We start from the raw sequence: 14185 nt of genomic DNA, 5'->3' as shown, positions 1-14185 counted from the left end.
TGGCAGCTATTTTTCCGATAGCACGTCGCGCGCCAGCCGCAGCCCGCTGAACTGCCAGCGCGCCGTGGCCGGGAAGAAGTTGCGGTAGGTGGGGCGCACATGCCCCGCCGGCGTGGCGCACGAGCCGCCGCGCAGCACGTACTGGTTCACCATGAACTTGCCGTTGTATTCGCCCACCGCGCCCTCGGCCACGCGAAAGCCGGGGTACGGCGCGTAGCTGGACTGCGTCCACTGCCATGCCGCGTCGCAGCGCTGCGCGATGTTCTCCGGGTGCGTCTGCACCGCGTGCTCCCATTCCGCCTCGGTGGGCAGGCGCGCGCCGGCCCAGCGCGCATAGGCGTCGGCCTCGTAGTACGACAGGTGCACGGCTGGCCCCGCCGCCTCCAGCGGCCTCAGGCCGGCCAGCGTGAACGCATGCCAGGCGCCGCCTTCCGCGCGCTGCCAGTAGAGCGGCCGCTCCAGCCCCAGGGCCGCGCGCCAGTCCCAGCCCTCGGCCAGCCACAGCGCCGGATCACGGTAGCCGCCGCTGTCGATGAACGCGGCGAACTCGGCGTTGGTCACCAGGCGCGAGGCCAGCGCATACGGCTGCAGGTACACGCGGTGGCGGGGGCTTTCGTTGTCGAAGGCGAAGCCGCCGCCCGCATGGCCGATCTCCGCGAGCCCGCCTTCCATCCGCAGCCATTCCAGCGCTGCCGGGCCCTGCGCCGGTGCAGGCGCGTCGGGACTGTAGGCGGGCAGCAGCGGGTTGCACGAGAGCAGGTGCTGGACATCGGTGAGCAGCAGTTCCTGGTGCTGCTGTTCATGGTGCAGGCCCAGCTCCAGCAGGCCCAGCACCTGCGGCGCACCCTGCGCGAGCAGCCGCCGCATGCGCGCGTCCACATCGGCGCGGTAGGCCAGCACCGTGGCCAGCGAGGGCCGCGTGAGCAGGCCGCGCTGCGGACGCGGGTGCTGGCGGCCCACGCCCTGGTAGTAGGAGTTGAAGAGCACGCGGAACGCCGGGTCGAAGGGCTGGAACCCTTCCTCGTGCGTCTCCAGGATGAAGGTCTCGAAGAACCACGTGGTGTGCGCCAGGTGCCACTTGGCGGGGCTGGCGTCGGGCATGGACTGGGCACAGCAGTCCTCGGGCGACAGCGGCTGGGCCAGCGCCTCGGTGGCGGCGCGCACGGCGGCATAGCAGTGCAGCGCCTGCGCCTCGGGTGCCTGGGGGGTGTCGGAGGGATAGCGCACGGCGCGGGACTCCTTTCGCGCCGCGTCAAGCGCGCGCATGGACCAGGGCGTACCAGCCGCGCGGGTCGGTCCAGTGGCGGGTTTCGCCGAAACCCGCCTCGCGCAGCAGCGCGGTGAAGGCGGGCAGCGGGTACTTGTAGCTGTTCTCGGTGTGGATGCGCTCGCACGCGGCGAAGTCGCGCCCGCCGCCGGGCCAGCGCACGCGCTGCGGCCCCATGGCCTCCAGGTGCATCTCGATGCGCGAGGCGGCGGCATTGAAGAAGGCACGGTGGCGCCACTGGCGCGGGTCGAAGTCGCTGCCAATCAGCCGGTTCACGTGCGCCAGCACGTTGCGGTTGAACTCGGCGGTGACGCCGGCCGCGTCGTCGTAGGCGGCCTCCAGCACCGCCACGTCCTTGGGGCAATCGATGCCGATCAGCAGCCCCCCGCCGTCCAGCGCCAGCGCGTGCATGTGCCGCAGCAGCCGCAGCGCCTGCGGCGGATCGAAGTTGCCGATGGACGAGCCCGGGTAGAACACCAGGCGCCGCTCGCGCGGAATGTCTGGCGGCAGCTGCACCCCGGCGGTGATGTCGCCGCCCACCGCGCGCGCGTCCAGCCCGGGCAGCGCCGCGCGCAGCCGCGCGACGGCACCGTGCAGGAAGTCCTCGGAAATGTCCACGCCCACGAAATGCGAGGCCCGCAGCCTGCGGCACAGCAGCCGCGCCTTCTCGCAGCTGCCCGCCCCGGGCTCGATCACCACGCCGCCCGTGCCCGCCGCGCGGGCGATGTCGCCGCCATGCTGGCGCAGGAGCGCGTGCTCGGTGCGCGTGGGGTAGTACTCGGGCAGGCCGGTGATGTCCTCGAACAGCTCCGAGCCGCGCTGGTCGTAGAAGTATTTGGGCGAGATGCTTGCCGCCGCACCCTGCAGGCCTGCCGCGATGGCGGCCCGCTCGGAGGGAGAGGCCCGCGCGTGCGCGCCTCCTGGGGGCAGCGCGCCGAGGGCGGCACGCCCGCTGTCGATGGATGTCGTGGGGTGGTTCTGGACGGTGGGCATGTCGGTCCAGCGTAGTCCCCTGCCCCTTCGGCGCCGGGCAAGCCAAGACGCCCCGCGCTTGTAGGACAGGGCCGCATCGCCCGCCTCATAAAAAAGGGCCGGCACCCTGCGGCACCGGCCCACCCCACCATGAAGAACTGAAAAAATGCGCTGTGTTTTCTTAGAAGCGCCAGCCCAGGCCCACGCCGGCCAGCACCGGGTTCACCTTGAACGTGCCCACCTTGTTGCCGGCGGAGAACACGTCGGTCTTGATGAACACCTTCTTGACGTCGAAGTTCAGGTACAGGTTCTTGGACAGGGGAATGTCCACGCCCACCTGCAGCGCGCCGCCCCAGCTGTCCTTGTCGATGGAGGGGTTCAGTGCGGCCTGCACGGCCGGATCGAAGCGCACGTTGGAGAAGCGCGTGTAGTTGATGCCGGCGCCCACGTAGGGCTTGAAGCCACTGAAGTTGGTGAAGTGGTACTGGGCCAGCAGCGTGGGCGGCAGGTGCTTGAGCGAGCCGATCTTGCCCAGGCCGCCGGCGCGCAGATCATGCTTCTGCGGGTAGGTCAGGATCAGCTCGGCCGCGATGTTGGGCGTGAAGAAGTACGACACGTCCACTTCGGGGATGACCTTGTCGTTGATCGACAGGCCCAGGCCCGTGCTGTCCTTGTTGGCGCTGTCGAGGTTGACGGCGCGCGCGCGCACCATCCAGGAACCTTCAGCGGCCTGCTGGGCGAAGGCAGCGCCGGAGGTCATTGCACACAGAACGGCCAGGGCCAGAAGATTCTTTTTCATAGGGCTGAATGTGGTTGTTGAACGGGGACGGCCCCCGTGCAGCTATTAAGCCTATGAACCGTCAGGTCAATGTTGCCGTAGATCAAACCTTCGCTGCGCTGCAGCATGACGCAGCTCAACGGCCGCGCAGGCGCCCCAGCAGCGTCCATGCAGCGAGCACCACGGCCCCCACCGCCATGCCCGCCAGCGCGTTGAGCACGTGGGGCAGCACGGCCGCCCACAGCCCGCCCAGCGGCCACGTAACCGCCGCCTGGCCCGCCGCTTCCACCGCATGGTGCAGTGCCGGCACGCCGTGCACCACGATGCCGCCGCCCACCAGGAACATCGCCGCCGTGCCCGCCACCGACAGCCCCTTCATGAGCCACGGCGCTGCCGCCACGATGCCGCGCCCCAGCGCGCGCGCCGCGCTGCTGGCCCGGCCGCTGAGCCACAGGCCCAGGTCGTCCAGCTTCACGATGCCCGCCACCAGGCCATAGACGCCCAGCGTCATCAGCACCGCGATCCCCACCAGCACCGCCACCTGCTGCGCGAACGGCGCGCCCGCCACCGCGCCGAGGGTGATGGCGATGATCTCGGCCGAAAGGATGAAGTCGGTGCGCACGGCGCCCTTGACCTTGTCCTTCTCGAACGCGGCCATGTCCACCGCCGGGTTGGCGTTGGCCTTGGCGTGGCTTTCGTGCTCGGCCTCGTCCTCATGGGCGCTGTGCAGGAATTTGTGCGCCAGCTTCTCGCAGCCCTCGAAGCACAGGAATGCGCCGCCCACCATGAGCAGCGGCGTGACGGCCCAGGGCGCGAACGCGCTGATGAACAGCGCGGCAGGCACCAGGATCGCCTTGTTCACCAGCGACCCCTTGGCCACGGCCCAGACCACGGGCAGCTCGCGGTCCGCGCGCACGCCCGTCACCTGCTGGGCGTTGAGCGCCAGGTCGTCGCCCAGCACGCCGGCCGTCTTCTGCGCCGCCACCTTGGTCATGGCCGACACGTCGTCCGCCATCGCGGCGCTCTTCTTAGCTGCCACCTTGGTCATGAGGGCAACATCGTCGAGCACGGTGGCGATGTCGTCGAGCAGGGTCAGCAGGCTGCCAGCGGCCATGGGGGCGTTCCTTTCAAGAAGCCCGGATTGTGAACGTAATCGGGCTCCAGCGCTTGTGGGACAAGCGCTGACAGCTATTGTTTTGCAACTTGGCGTCAATCAGGCATGCATGCTCTGCATCACGCTCTCGGCCGCGTGACGCACGTGCTCCTCGCACAGCCGCGCAGCGGCGTCGGCATCGCGCGCCTCGATGGCGTCGACGATGGCGCCGATCTCCCGCAGCGTGCGCGGCAGGCGGCCCGGCTGGGCCATGGAGATGCGCCGCAGCACCGTCACGCGGTTGTTCAGCTGCTTGAGCATCTGCCCGGCCACGAGGTTGCCACAGCCTTCCAGCAGGATGTCGTAGAACTGGTTCTTGAGCGTGAGCACCGCGGCCCGGTCCTGCTGCGGGTCCAGCGCCTGCAGTTCGGTCAGCTTGGCACGCAACGCGGCCCGCTGCGCGGGCGTTGCATGCTCTGCGAACCCCCTGCCCGCCAGGCTTTCCAGGCTGGCGCGCACGGCGTAGATGTCGCGCACCTCGCTGGCGGAGATGCTGGTGACCTCCGGCCCCTTGTGCGGAACGATGGTGATGAGCCCTTCGGCCTGCAGGTGCTGCAGCGACTCGCGCAGGCACGAGCGGCTCACGTCCAGGCTTTCGCACAGCTCCCGCTCCGACAGCTTCTGCCCGGGCGCGAACACGCCGTCGAGGATGGCCGTGCGCAGTGTCTGCGTCGTTCTCTGGCGCAGCGAGGTTTCTTCGCGGGGGACACGCAGCGTGGGGTTCATGGGCACCTGGAGTAGGAATGGCTGACAGCAGGATTGTCTTACACGAAAACCCGCCGTCGTGCCATTCCCATTTTCACTCAATCATATTGTCTGACAATCGGAATATATTTTCTCATCCGCTGCATGCTGCAGCCCTTTACTGGAGCCCTCGTCCCATGACCCGTCCCTACGCCCCCAAGAACCAGGCCCTGTTCGACCAAGGCCTCGCCACGCGCCGCGCGGTGCTGGGCGCCGAATACGTCGATGCCTCGATCAAGAACGCCACCGACTTCAACATCGACATGCAGGAACTGGTCACCCAGTACTGCTGGGGCGACGTGTGGAACCGCCCGGGGCTGGACCGCAAGACGCGCTCCTTCCTCAACCTGGCCATGATCTCGGCGCTCAACCGCCCCCACGAGCTGAAGCTGCACGTGCGCGGCGCCATCAACAACGGGCTGACCAAGGACGAGGTCAAGGAGGTGTTCCTGCAGGTCGCCATCTACTGCGGCGTGCCTGCCGCGATCGATTCCTTCCGCGTGGCATCGGAAGTGTTCAAGGAAATGGACCTCTGAAGGAGCCGCATATGACCCGTATCGGATTCATCGGCCTGGGCATGATGGGCCGCCCCATGGCCCACCTGCTCCATGCCGCGGGGCTGTCGCTGGTGGTGCGCGACGCCAACCCGGACGCCGCCGCGGGCTTCGCGGCGGAACACGCGGGCGTTGCCGTCGCGCAGGACGCCGCGGCATTCTCCGGCTGCGACGCGGTGATCACCATGCTGCCCAACTCGGACATCGTGGACGCGGTGGTCCGCGAGCTGGCCCCGCACCTGCGGCGCGGCGCCTGCGTCATCGAGATGAGCTCCGCCGACCCCGTGCGCACGCGCGCCCTGGCGGCGCTGCTGGCCGAGCGCGGCGTGGCGCTGATCGACGCGCCGGTCTCGGGCGGCGTGAAGAAGGCCGTCAACGGCACGCTGGCCATCATGGTGGGCGGCGACGCGGCGGTCTTCGCCCCGCACCGGCCCTTGCTGGAACGCATGGGCCAGGCCATTACCCACGTGGGGCCGGTGGGCGCAGGGCACGCGCTCAAGGCGCTGAACAACTACGTCTCCGCCGCCGCGCTCATCGCCACGGCCGAGGCGATCCATGCGGGCACGGCCTTCGGCATCGACCCGGCTACGATCGTGGACGTGATCAACGCCTCCACCGGCAAGAACAACACCACCGAGAACAAGGCCCACCAGTTCATGCTGAACGGGGCGTTCAACTCAGGCTTCTCGCTGCTGCTGCAGGCCAAGGACGTCGGCATCGCCGCCGCGCTGGGCGAGTCGCTGCAGGTGCCGATGGCGCTGGCGCAGCAGGTCAGCGCCCTCACGTCCGAAGCCTCGCGCCGCCTGGGGCCGGGCGCGGACCACACCGAGCTGTACCGGTTCGTGGCCCCGGCCTGAACCGCGCCCTTCCCTCTTCGCTCCCTTTGCCCCGTGCGACAAGCGGCTGCGCCGCCGCTTCGCCCTGGGCGTCCTCATCCCGTCCCTGCCGCACGGGCGGGGGTGCCTCATCCCCTCTTCCTGGAGATCCGCATGCGCAAAACCCTCAAGCCCCTCCTTGCCGCAGCACTGGCGGCCGTGTCCATTGCCGCATCCGCCAACGGCTTTCCCGCCAAGCCCCTGCTGATCGTCGTGCCCTATGCGCCGGGCGGCTCGACCGACGTGCTGGCCCGCGTGCTCGCCGAGGCCATGACGCGCGACCTGGGCCAGCAGGTGGTCGTGGAGAACGTGGGCGGCGCGGGCGGCACCATAGGCACGGCCAAGGTGGCGCGTGCCGCCGGCGACGGCTACACGCTGCTGCTGCACAACATGGGGATCGCCACGGCCCCCGCGCTCTACAGCAAGCTCGCCTACGACGTGAACCGCGACCTCGTGCCCGTTGCGCTGGCGGGCGACGTGCCCATGATCCTCGTGGCCAACAAGAACTTCGCCCCCGCCACGCTGGGCGACTTCCTGAAGCACATGCAGTCCCACCCCGGCGCGGTGAAGTTCTCGCACGCAGGCATCGGCGCCACCTCGCACCTGTGCGCCATGCTGCTGAACCAGGAAGCCCGCACCACCGTCACCATGGTGCCCTACCGCGGCACGGGACCGGCGCTGCAGGATCTCGTGGCCGGCAACGTGGACGTGATCTGCGACCAGCCCGTCGCCACCGGGCCGCACATCCAGGGCGGCACGCTCAAGCCCTATGCCGTGGCCACCAGGGAGCGCATCGCCATCCTGCCGCAGGTGCCCACCTTCGCCGAGGCGGGCATGCCGGGCTTCGAGCTCGCGGTGTGGCATGGCACCTATGCGCCCAAGGGCACGCCGGCCGCCGTCATCGAGCGGCTGAACAAGGCCATCCGCACTGCGCTGGCCGACCCCGCGCTGGTCAAGCGTTTCACGGACATGGGCGTGATGATCCCCGCCGGCGAGCGCCTCTCGCCCGAGGCGCTGGGCCAGCACACGGCCGCCGAGATCAACCGCTGGGCTCCAGTCATCAAGGCCGCGGGTGCCAAGGCCGAATAACCGGAACCCGCCCATGACCGCACCCCTGACGCTCTACTACGCCCCCGGCACCTGCGCCCTGGCCACGCGCATCGCGCTGCTCGAAGCGGATGCGCCCCACGACGCCGTCCGCATCGACTTCGCGGCCAATGCGCAGCGCAGCCCCGCCTACCTCGCGATCAACCCCAAGGGCCGCGTGCCCGCGCTGGCGACCGAGCACGGCGTGCTGAGCGAGACGCCCGCGCTGCTGGCGTACGTGGCCCAGCGCTTCCCGGCCGCCCGGCTGGCGCCGCTGGACGACCCGTTCGCCTTCGCGCGCATGCAGGAGTTCCACGGCTACCTCGCCGCCACCGTGCACGTGGCCCACGCGCACCGCCGCCGGGGCAGCCGCTGGGCCGACGAGGCCGAGGCCATCGCCGCCATGCAGCGCAAGGTGCCCGCGAACATGGCCGAATGCTTCGGCGTGATCGAGCAACACTACATGGGCAGCGGCCCGTGGGTGATGGGGGAGCGCTATTCGGTGGCCGACGGCTACCTGTACACCGTCGCGGGCTGGCTGGAGGGAGACGGTGTGGACATCGCCGAGTTTCCCAAGGTGCATGCCCATTTCCAGCGCACCGGCGAGCGTCCCGCAGTACGGCAGGCCCTGGGCTGATACTGGGCCGAATCGGGCTCCAGCGCTGGATACACAAGCGCTGGCAGCTCACATTTTCGAGTTTTCGCATGCCCGGGGCACAATGCCCTTCATGACGCATCGCACCGCACGCCCCCTTGCCGCCGCCCTGGCGCTGCTGCTGTCCGCCTGCGCGGGCCCCTCGGCGCGCGTGGGCGTGGGCGTGCCCGTGGGGCCGTTCAGCGTGGGGGTGGGCGTGGGCTCGGGCGGCGTGTCCGCCGGGGTCGGCACGGGCGTGGGCCCGGTGGGCGTCGGCGTGGGCGTGCACCAGGGCGGGCAGGTCACGGGGCATGCGGGCGTGGGCGCCTCGGTGCCCGTGGGTGGTGCGCGCGTGGGCGCGGGCGTGGGCTCTTCGACCGTGCTGCACGACCCGCAACGGCCGCAACCCGCCGCGACCCCCGGCAGCCCGGCCGTGCAATGGCGCGACGCCCAGGGGCGCGTCGTGCCCGAATGCCAGGCGCGCGGCGGCTGCTGATCAGTCCCGCAGGGCTTCCGGGACGACGCCGTGCGGATTGGCGCACGGGTCCATGGGCTTGTTGGGCGCGATGCAGGCGGCCAGGTACTCCTTGACGGCGCGCTGGCGGCGGGCGTCTTTTTCTTCCAGCCGCGCCAGTATCTGGCGGGGCAGCGTCACGTCCCACGTCGCCTGTGCCACCTGCGGGCGCAGGGCTGCCGTGGCCTGGTATTGCAGCACCAGGCGGCGGCGGGCCACGTCCAGCGTCAGCAGCACGATGCGGCCCGGCACCAGGGCCTGCTGGGTCGGGCGGCCCGCGAAGCGCAGGGTCACGTAGGGCATCGGGTCGGGCGGAATCTGCAGGCGCAGCGTGCCCTTGGCACCGGCGGGCTGCACCTCCAGCCAGTCGCCCGGGGCCACGTAGCCCACAGTACGGTGGCCCTCGCGCACGCGGCGCTCGCCCACGCAGGGCACGTAGCCGTATTCGATCTCGCGCGCCTGCGGGCCGGCGACGACGCTCATCGTGCCGCCGTCGCCCTCGCTCAGGGCTACCAGCGGGCGCGGCTGGCCGCCGGCGGCCGCGATGCCCACCCAGCGCGCGCCGGAGAGGAACAGGCCGGTGTCGGGAAACCAGGTGGTACGCTGGTTGAACGCGGCGCCGTGCGGCAGGCAGGCCGTTTCCTGGTCGGTGGGCGTATGCTGGCCGATCGTGGGTTCCTGCGCCGATTCCTCCAGCCGCATGCGGCCGCGCTCGTCGAAGACCCAGGTCATCTTCAGCAGCAGCGAGGTGTATTCGCCGAACTTGTCGATGCCGGTGAGCGTGACGTAGGGCAGCGGCGTGTTGTTGACGATGCTATGCGGCGGGCGCGCCTCGTCCTGCGGCACGGGCGCGGGCGGAGCCGCGCAGCCCGCCAAGGCGGCGGCCAGCGCGAGCCCGGGCGCCGCGGCCCTCATGCCACCCACTTGCGCGCGTTGCGCCACACGCGCATCCACGGGCTCAGGGCGGATGGGTCGCCGCTGGTCCAGCTCATCTGGATGTTGCGGAACACGCGCTCGGGGTGCGGCATCATGGCCGTGAAGCGGCCGTCCTTTGTCGTCACGGCCGTGAGGCCTCCCGCGCTGCCGTTGGGGTTGAACGGGTAGCACTCGGTGGGCTGCCCGTGGTTGTCCACGTAGCGCATGGCGCCCACCACGCGGTCCGCATTGCCGCGGTGCTGGAAGTTGGCGTAGCCTTCGCCATGCGCCACGGCGATGGGCAGGCGGCTGCCGGCCATGCCTGCGAAGAACAGGCTGGGCGAGTCGAGCACTTCCACCATCGACAGGCGCGCCTCGAAGCGGTGGCTCTGGTTGGTGGTGAAGCGCGGCCAGTCCTCGCTGCCTGGGATGATGTCGGCCAGCTCGGCGAACATCTGGCAGCCGTTGCACACGCCCAGGGCGAAGGTGTCGGCGCGGCCGAAGAAGCGCTGGAACTGCTCGGACAGGCGTTCGTTGAAGGTGATGGAGCGCGCCCAGCCGATGCCCGCGCCCAGCGTATCGCCGTAGCTGAAGCCGCCGCAGGCGACGACGCCCTTGAACTCGGCCAGGTCGGCGCGGCCGGTCTGCAGGTCGGTCATATGCACGTCGAACGCCTCGAAGCCCGCTTCGGTGAAGGCATAGGCCATCTCCACATGCGAGTTCACGCCCTGCTCGCGCAGCACGGCAACGCGCGGGCGTGCGAGATTGAGGTACGGAGCGGCCACGTCCTCGGCCGGGTCGAACGCCAGGTGCAGGTGCATGCCGGGATCCAGCGGATCGCCCGCCGCTGCGTGCTCGCTGTCGGCGCAGGCGGGGTTGTCGCGCTGCTGGCAGATCTTCCAGCTCACGGCGTCCCAGACCTGGTGCAGGTCGGAGAGCGAGGCGCTGAACACGGCCTTGGCGTCGCGCCAGACCTGCAGCTCGCCCTTGCCCGCGTCGATGGGCGAACTGGCGGGCCGCGTCTTGCCGACGAAGTGGCTGCAGGTGGCCAGGCCGTGCTCGCGCAGCGTCTGCATGACCTGCGTGCGGTCGGCAGTGCGCACCTGCAGCACCACGCCCAGCTCCTCGTTGAACAGCGCGCGCAGCGTGAGTTCTTCACGGCGGCCGCTGACCTGCTGGGCCCAGTTCTTGGCGTCGCCGGTTTCCATGCGGCTGTCGCTGATGCCGTCGCCTTCTGTGACGAGCATGTCCACGTTGATCGCCACGCCCACGTGGCCCGCGAAGGCCATCTCCGCCACGGCGGCGAGCAGGCCGCCGTCGCCGCGGTCGTGGTAGGCCAGGATGCAGCCCTGCGCGCGCAGCGCGTTCACGGCGTTCACCAGGGCGATCAGGTCCTGCGGATCGTCCAGGTCGGGCACCTCGTCGCCGCTTTGCTCCAGCACCTGCGCGAGGATGGAGCCGCCCATGCGCATCTTGCCGCGCGAGAGGTCGATGAGCACCAGGGAAGTGTCGTCTTCCTGCGCGTCGAGCTGCGGCGTAAGCGTGCCGCGCACGTCCTGCAGCGTGGCGAAGGCGGTGATGATGAGGCTGACGGGCGAGGTAACCTTCTTCAGCGCGCCGCCCTCGCTCCACTGCGTGCGCATGGACAGGCTGTCCTTGCCCACGGGGATGGAGATGCCCAGTTGCGGGCACAGCTCCATGCCCACGGCCTTGACGGTGGCGTAGAGCGCGGCGTCCTCGCCGGGCTCGCCGCAGGCGGCCATCCAGTTGGCCGAGAGCTTCACGCGCGGCAGCTCGATGGGCGCGGCCAGCAGGTTGGTGATGCTTTCCGCTACCGCCATGCGGCCCGATGCGGGAGCATTGATGGCAGCCAGCGGCGTGCGCTCGCCCATTGCCATCGCCTCGCCCGCGAAACCCTTGAAATCCGCCAGCGTGACGGCCGCATCGGCCACGGGCACCTGCCAGGGGCCGACCATCTGGTCGCGGTGCGTGAGGCCGCCCACGGCCCGGTCGCCGATGGTGATGAGGAAGCGCTTGGAGGCGACCGTGGGGTGCGCCAGCACCTCGATGACGGCCTTCTCCAGCGGCAGGCCGTCCAGGTTCACCGGGGCGAGCGGGCGCTGCACGCTGGCCACGTCGCGGTGCATCTTGGGCGGCTTGCCCAGGAGCACGTCCATGGGCATGTCCACGGGGTATTGCTGCGCGCCTGCGGCCACGGCCGTGTCTTCGAGCACCAGGCGGCGCTCCTCGGTGGCGGTGCCGATCACGGCGAAGGGGCAGCGTTCGCGTTCGCAGAACGCGGTGAACTGCGCCAGCGACTCGGGCGCGATGGCGAGCACGTAGCGCTCCTGGCTCTCGTTGCTCCAGATTTCCTTGGGCGCCAGGCCCGACTCCTCCAGCGGCACGGCGCGCAGGTCGAAGCGCGCGCCGCGGCCGGCGTCGTTGGTCAATTCAGGGAAGGCATTCGACAAGCCGCCCGCGCCCACGTCGTGGATCGCCAGGATCGGGTTCCGGTCACCCTGCGCCCAGCAGTGGTTGATGACCTCCTGCGCGCGGCGCTCGATCTCGGGATTGCCGCGCTGCACGGAGTCGAAGTCCAGCTCCGCCGCATTCGTGCCAGTAGCCATGGAACTGGCCGCGCCGCCGCCCATGCCGATGCGCATGCCGGGGCCGCCGAGCTGGATCAGCAGCGTGCCGGCGGGGAATTCGATCTTCTTGGTGAGCCGCGCGTCGATCACGCCCAGGCCGCCCGCGATCATGATGGGCTTGTGGTAGCCGCGCACCACGCCGCCCACCTGCTGCTCGTACTCGCGGAAGTAGCCCGTGAGGTTGGGCCGGCCGAACTCGTTGTTGAACGCGGCGCCGCCCAGCGGCCCCTCGGTCATGATCTGCAAGGGGCTCGCGATGTGCTCCGGCTTGCCCACTTCGCTGCCCCAGAGCTTGGAGACGGTGAAGCCCGTCAAGCCCGCCTTGGGCTTGGAGCCGCGCCCCGTCGCACCCTCGTCGCGGATCTCACCGCCCGCGCCGGTGGCGGCACCGGGGAACGGCGAGATGGCCGTTGGGTGGTTGTGCGTTTCCACCTTCATCAGCACGTGGTGCGTGGCACTCCGCTTTTGATAGCTGGGCGCGCTTATCCTGTCTGCAAAAGACTCGAATTTGGCAATGAACTGCTCGACCGCGCTGCCCTCCATGATGGAGGCGTTGTCGGCATAGGCCACGATGGTGTGCTGGGGCGAAGTCTGCTCGGTATGGCGGATCATGCCGAACAGCGATTTCTCCTGCGCCTGGCCGTCGATGGTGAACTGCGCATTGAAGATCTTGTGGCGGCAGTGCTCGCTGTTGGCCTGGGCGAACATCATCAGCTCCACGTCCGTGGGGTTGCGCTGCAGGCCTTGGAAGGCGCTCACGAGATAGTCGATCTCGTCATCGGCCAGCGCCAGGCCCCAGGCCTTGTTGGCGGCCTCCAGCGCGGCGCGCCCGCCCTGCAGCACGTCCACGAAGGCCATGGGCTCCGCTTGCAGTTCGGTGAACAGGCGCTCGGCCTCGGCGCGGCTGGCCACCACCGATTCGGTCATGCGGTCGTGCAGCAGCGCGGCGACCTGCTGCAGTTGCTCGGGCGACAGCTCGGGCGTGCCGCCCAGGAGCCCGCTCTTGAACGTGAGGCGGTATTCGGTGATGCGCTCCACGCGATGCACCGCCAGGCCGCAGTTGCGCGCGATGTCGGTGGCCTTGGACGCCCAGGGCGACACGGTGCCCAGGCGCGGCGTGACGATGAGGGGCACGCCCTCCTCGGGGCCCGCGTATGCTTCGCCGTAGGTCAGCAGCGCCTCCAGGCGTTCGCGCTGCCCGGGGGCGGGCTCGGCATCCAGGGCCACCAGGTGCACGAAGCGCGCCGCGATGCCGGTGATCCTGGGATGGACGGACGCCAGGGCGCCTTGGAGTTGCTGCGCGCGGAAAGGACTGAGGGCGTTGCCCCCGGCAAGCGGGATCAGGTGCAAGGTCACGGTGGAGCGGCCTTTTGGGGAAGGTTCGGGAGGGATGGAGCGGTCTTCCGCGCCAGGGCGGCGCCCACGGGAGAAAAGCCCTTGATTTTAAGGCAAGGCGAGGTCACGGATAATCGCGCGCCCCTTGTCTTGCCAGCGGCCGCAGCAGATGGTGCATTGCGCCCTGCCGACAAGGCCTGGAGAAGAGAGCCAAAACTCTCCTGCGGGCCCCATCGTCCAGGTGCCCTGCTTTGTCCGGGGAACCCACAACGACAACATGAGCACACTACTCAAAGCTCTGGCACTGACCTGCCCCATCTGGATGTCTGCGGCGCCTGCCAAGGCTGTTCCGCAAGAAAGGCATGGCCCCGTCGATGCACAGCACGCGAGCGATTCCTTCATTCGGCCCGCAACGCGCATTGTCTCGCTTCAACCGTCATTCACCGAAGCCATCTGCGCGCTCGGGGGCTGCGACGCACTGGTGGGCGTGGACCGGTTCTCCCTGTGGCCGCAGCAGGTCAGCGCCCTCCCCAAGGTCGGAAGCCTGCGCGACCCGGATATCGAGCGCATCGTGGCCCTGCGGCCGGACGTGGTGCTGTCCAGGCCCGGACACAGGGTAGACGACCGCCTGGAAGGCCTAGGGAAGGTCTGCACAACGCTCGTTGCGACGAGTGCTGATGCGCGAGTTTTCAGATGGCGGCAACTGCGGC

13 protein-coding genes are annotated in these 14185 nt (G+C 69.7%); 6 read left to right on the top strand and 7 right to left on the bottom strand.

Annotated features, from left to right (window positions below):
* Positions 1–6: 6 nt before the first annotated feature.
* The 5 genes from egtB to AVS7_RS05735 all read right to left on the bottom strand — a co-directional run bounded on the left by egtB (position 7) and on the right by AVS7_RS05735 (position 4896).
* Positions 7–1266 (bottom strand): ergothioneine biosynthesis protein EgtB, encoded by a 1260-nt coding sequence (egtB, locus tag AVS7_RS05755; protein ID WP_020227474.1) that lies wholly within the window; start codon positions 1264–1266, stop codon positions 7–9.
* The gene (egtD, locus tag AVS7_RS05750) at positions 1253–2260 is read right to left on the bottom strand and encodes an L-histidine N(alpha)-methyltransferase (protein WP_020227473.1); all 1008 of its coding nucleotides are present in this window, start codon (positions 2258–2260) and stop codon (positions 1253–1255) included. The genes egtB and egtD overlap by 14 nt, the downstream gene beginning before the upstream one ends.
* A gap of 160 nt (positions 2261–2420) precedes the next feature.
* Positions 2421–3038: an OmpW family protein gene (locus AVS7_RS05745; RefSeq protein WP_034690117.1), complete on the bottom strand. Its 618-nt coding sequence runs from the start codon at positions 3036–3038 to the stop codon at positions 2421–2423.
* A gap of 115 nt (positions 3039–3153) precedes the next feature.
* Positions 3154–4131, bottom strand: a complete 978-nt coding sequence (locus AVS7_RS05740; protein WP_020227471.1) for a DUF808 domain-containing protein — start codon at positions 4129–4131, stop codon at positions 3154–3156.
* A gap of 99 nt (positions 4132–4230) precedes the next feature.
* Positions 4231–4896, bottom strand: coding sequence for a GntR family transcriptional regulator (locus tag AVS7_RS05735; protein WP_020227470.1), 666 nt, complete (start codon positions 4894–4896; stop codon positions 4231–4233).
* Between the two features lie 155 nt (positions 4897–5051).
* Here AVS7_RS05735 and pcaC point away from each other — a divergent pair, with 155 nt between their 5' ends.
* From pcaC to AVS7_RS05710, 5 genes are all read left to right on the top strand, one after another.
* A complete protein-coding gene (pcaC, locus tag AVS7_RS05730; protein WP_020227469.1) occupies positions 5052–5450 on the top strand; it encodes a 4-carboxymuconolactone decarboxylase in 399 nt (132 codons plus the stop codon).
* 11 nt (positions 5451–5461) lie between these two features.
* Entirely contained in the window at positions 5462–6325 is an 864-nt protein-coding gene (locus AVS7_RS05725) for an NAD(P)-dependent oxidoreductase (RefSeq protein ID WP_020227468.1), read from the top strand.
* A gap of 132 nt (positions 6326–6457) precedes the next feature.
* The gene (locus tag AVS7_RS05720) at positions 6458–7432 is read left to right on the top strand and encodes a tripartite tricarboxylate transporter substrate-binding protein (protein WP_020227467.1); all 975 of its coding nucleotides are present in this window, start codon (positions 6458–6460) and stop codon (positions 7430–7432) included.
* A 13-nt stretch (positions 7433–7445) separates the two neighbouring features.
* The gene (locus tag AVS7_RS05715) at positions 7446–8066 is read left to right on the top strand and encodes a glutathione S-transferase family protein (protein WP_020227466.1); all 621 of its coding nucleotides are present in this window, start codon (positions 7446–7448) and stop codon (positions 8064–8066) included.
* Positions 8067–8148: 82 nt separating this feature from the next.
* Positions 8149–8559, top strand: a complete 411-nt coding sequence (locus AVS7_RS05710) for a hypothetical protein (RefSeq protein WP_020227465.1) — start codon at positions 8149–8151, stop codon at positions 8557–8559.
* On the opposite strand, the gene AVS7_RS05705 is transcribed toward AVS7_RS05710, so the two are convergent.
* Both AVS7_RS05705 and purL read right to left on the bottom strand, forming a co-directional pair.
* Positions 8560–9492 (bottom strand): hypothetical protein, encoded by a 933-nt coding sequence (locus AVS7_RS05705; protein ID WP_024001014.1) that lies wholly within the window; start codon positions 9490–9492, stop codon positions 8560–8562.
* Positions 9489–13496, bottom strand: a complete 4008-nt coding sequence (gene purL, locus AVS7_RS05700) for a phosphoribosylformylglycinamidine synthase (protein ID WP_020227463.1) — start codon at positions 13494–13496, stop codon at positions 9489–9491. Before purL ends, AVS7_RS05705 begins: the two co-directional genes overlap by 4 nt.
* A 256-nt stretch (positions 13497–13752) precedes the next feature.
* Here purL and AVS7_RS05695 point away from each other — a divergent pair.
* On the top strand, positions 13753–14185 hold a 433-nt coding region (locus tag AVS7_RS05695), incomplete at its 3' end, for a helical backbone metal receptor (RefSeq protein WP_144425054.1).

This window comes from Acidovorax sp. MR-S7 (assembly GCF_000400995.2).
GTDB lineage: Bacteria > Pseudomonadota > Gammaproteobacteria > Burkholderiales > Burkholderiaceae_C > MR-S7.
This window is presented reverse-complemented; position numbering and strand designations above follow the sequence as displayed.

Coding starts and splice junctions, on each gene's coding strand:
- egtB (WP_020227474.1), bottom strand. CDS start 1,266: ATGCGCGCGCTTGACGCGGCGCGAAAGGAGTCCCGCGCCGTGCGCTAT.
- egtD (WP_020227473.1), bottom strand. CDS start 2,260: ATGCCCACCGTCCAGAACCACCCCACGACATCCATCGACAGCGGGCGT.
- AVS7_RS05745 (WP_034690117.1), bottom strand. CDS start 3,038: ATGAAAAAGAATCTTCTGGCCCTGGCCGTTCTGTGTGCAATGACCTCC.
- AVS7_RS05740 (WP_020227471.1), bottom strand. CDS start 4,131: ATGGCCGCTGGCAGCCTGCTGACCCTGCTCGACGACATCGCCACCGTG.
- AVS7_RS05735 (WP_020227470.1), bottom strand. CDS start 4,896: ATGAACCCCACGCTGCGTGTCCCCCGCGAAGAAACCTCGCTGCGCCAG.
- pcaC (WP_020227469.1), top strand. CDS start 5,052: ATGACCCGTCCCTACGCCCCCAAGAACCAGGCCCTGTTCGACCAAGGC.
- AVS7_RS05725 (WP_020227468.1), top strand. CDS start 5,462: ATGACCCGTATCGGATTCATCGGCCTGGGCATGATGGGCCGCCCCATG.
- AVS7_RS05720 (WP_020227467.1), top strand. CDS start 6,458: ATGCGCAAAACCCTCAAGCCCCTCCTTGCCGCAGCACTGGCGGCCGTG.
- AVS7_RS05715 (WP_020227466.1), top strand. CDS start 7,446: ATGACCGCACCCCTGACGCTCTACTACGCCCCCGGCACCTGCGCCCTG.
- AVS7_RS05710 (WP_020227465.1), top strand. CDS start 8,149: ATGCCCTTCATGACGCATCGCACCGCACGCCCCCTTGCCGCCGCCCTG.
- AVS7_RS05705 (WP_024001014.1), bottom strand. CDS start 9,492: ATGAGGGCCGCGGCGCCCGGGCTCGCGCTGGCCGCCGCCTTGGCGGGC.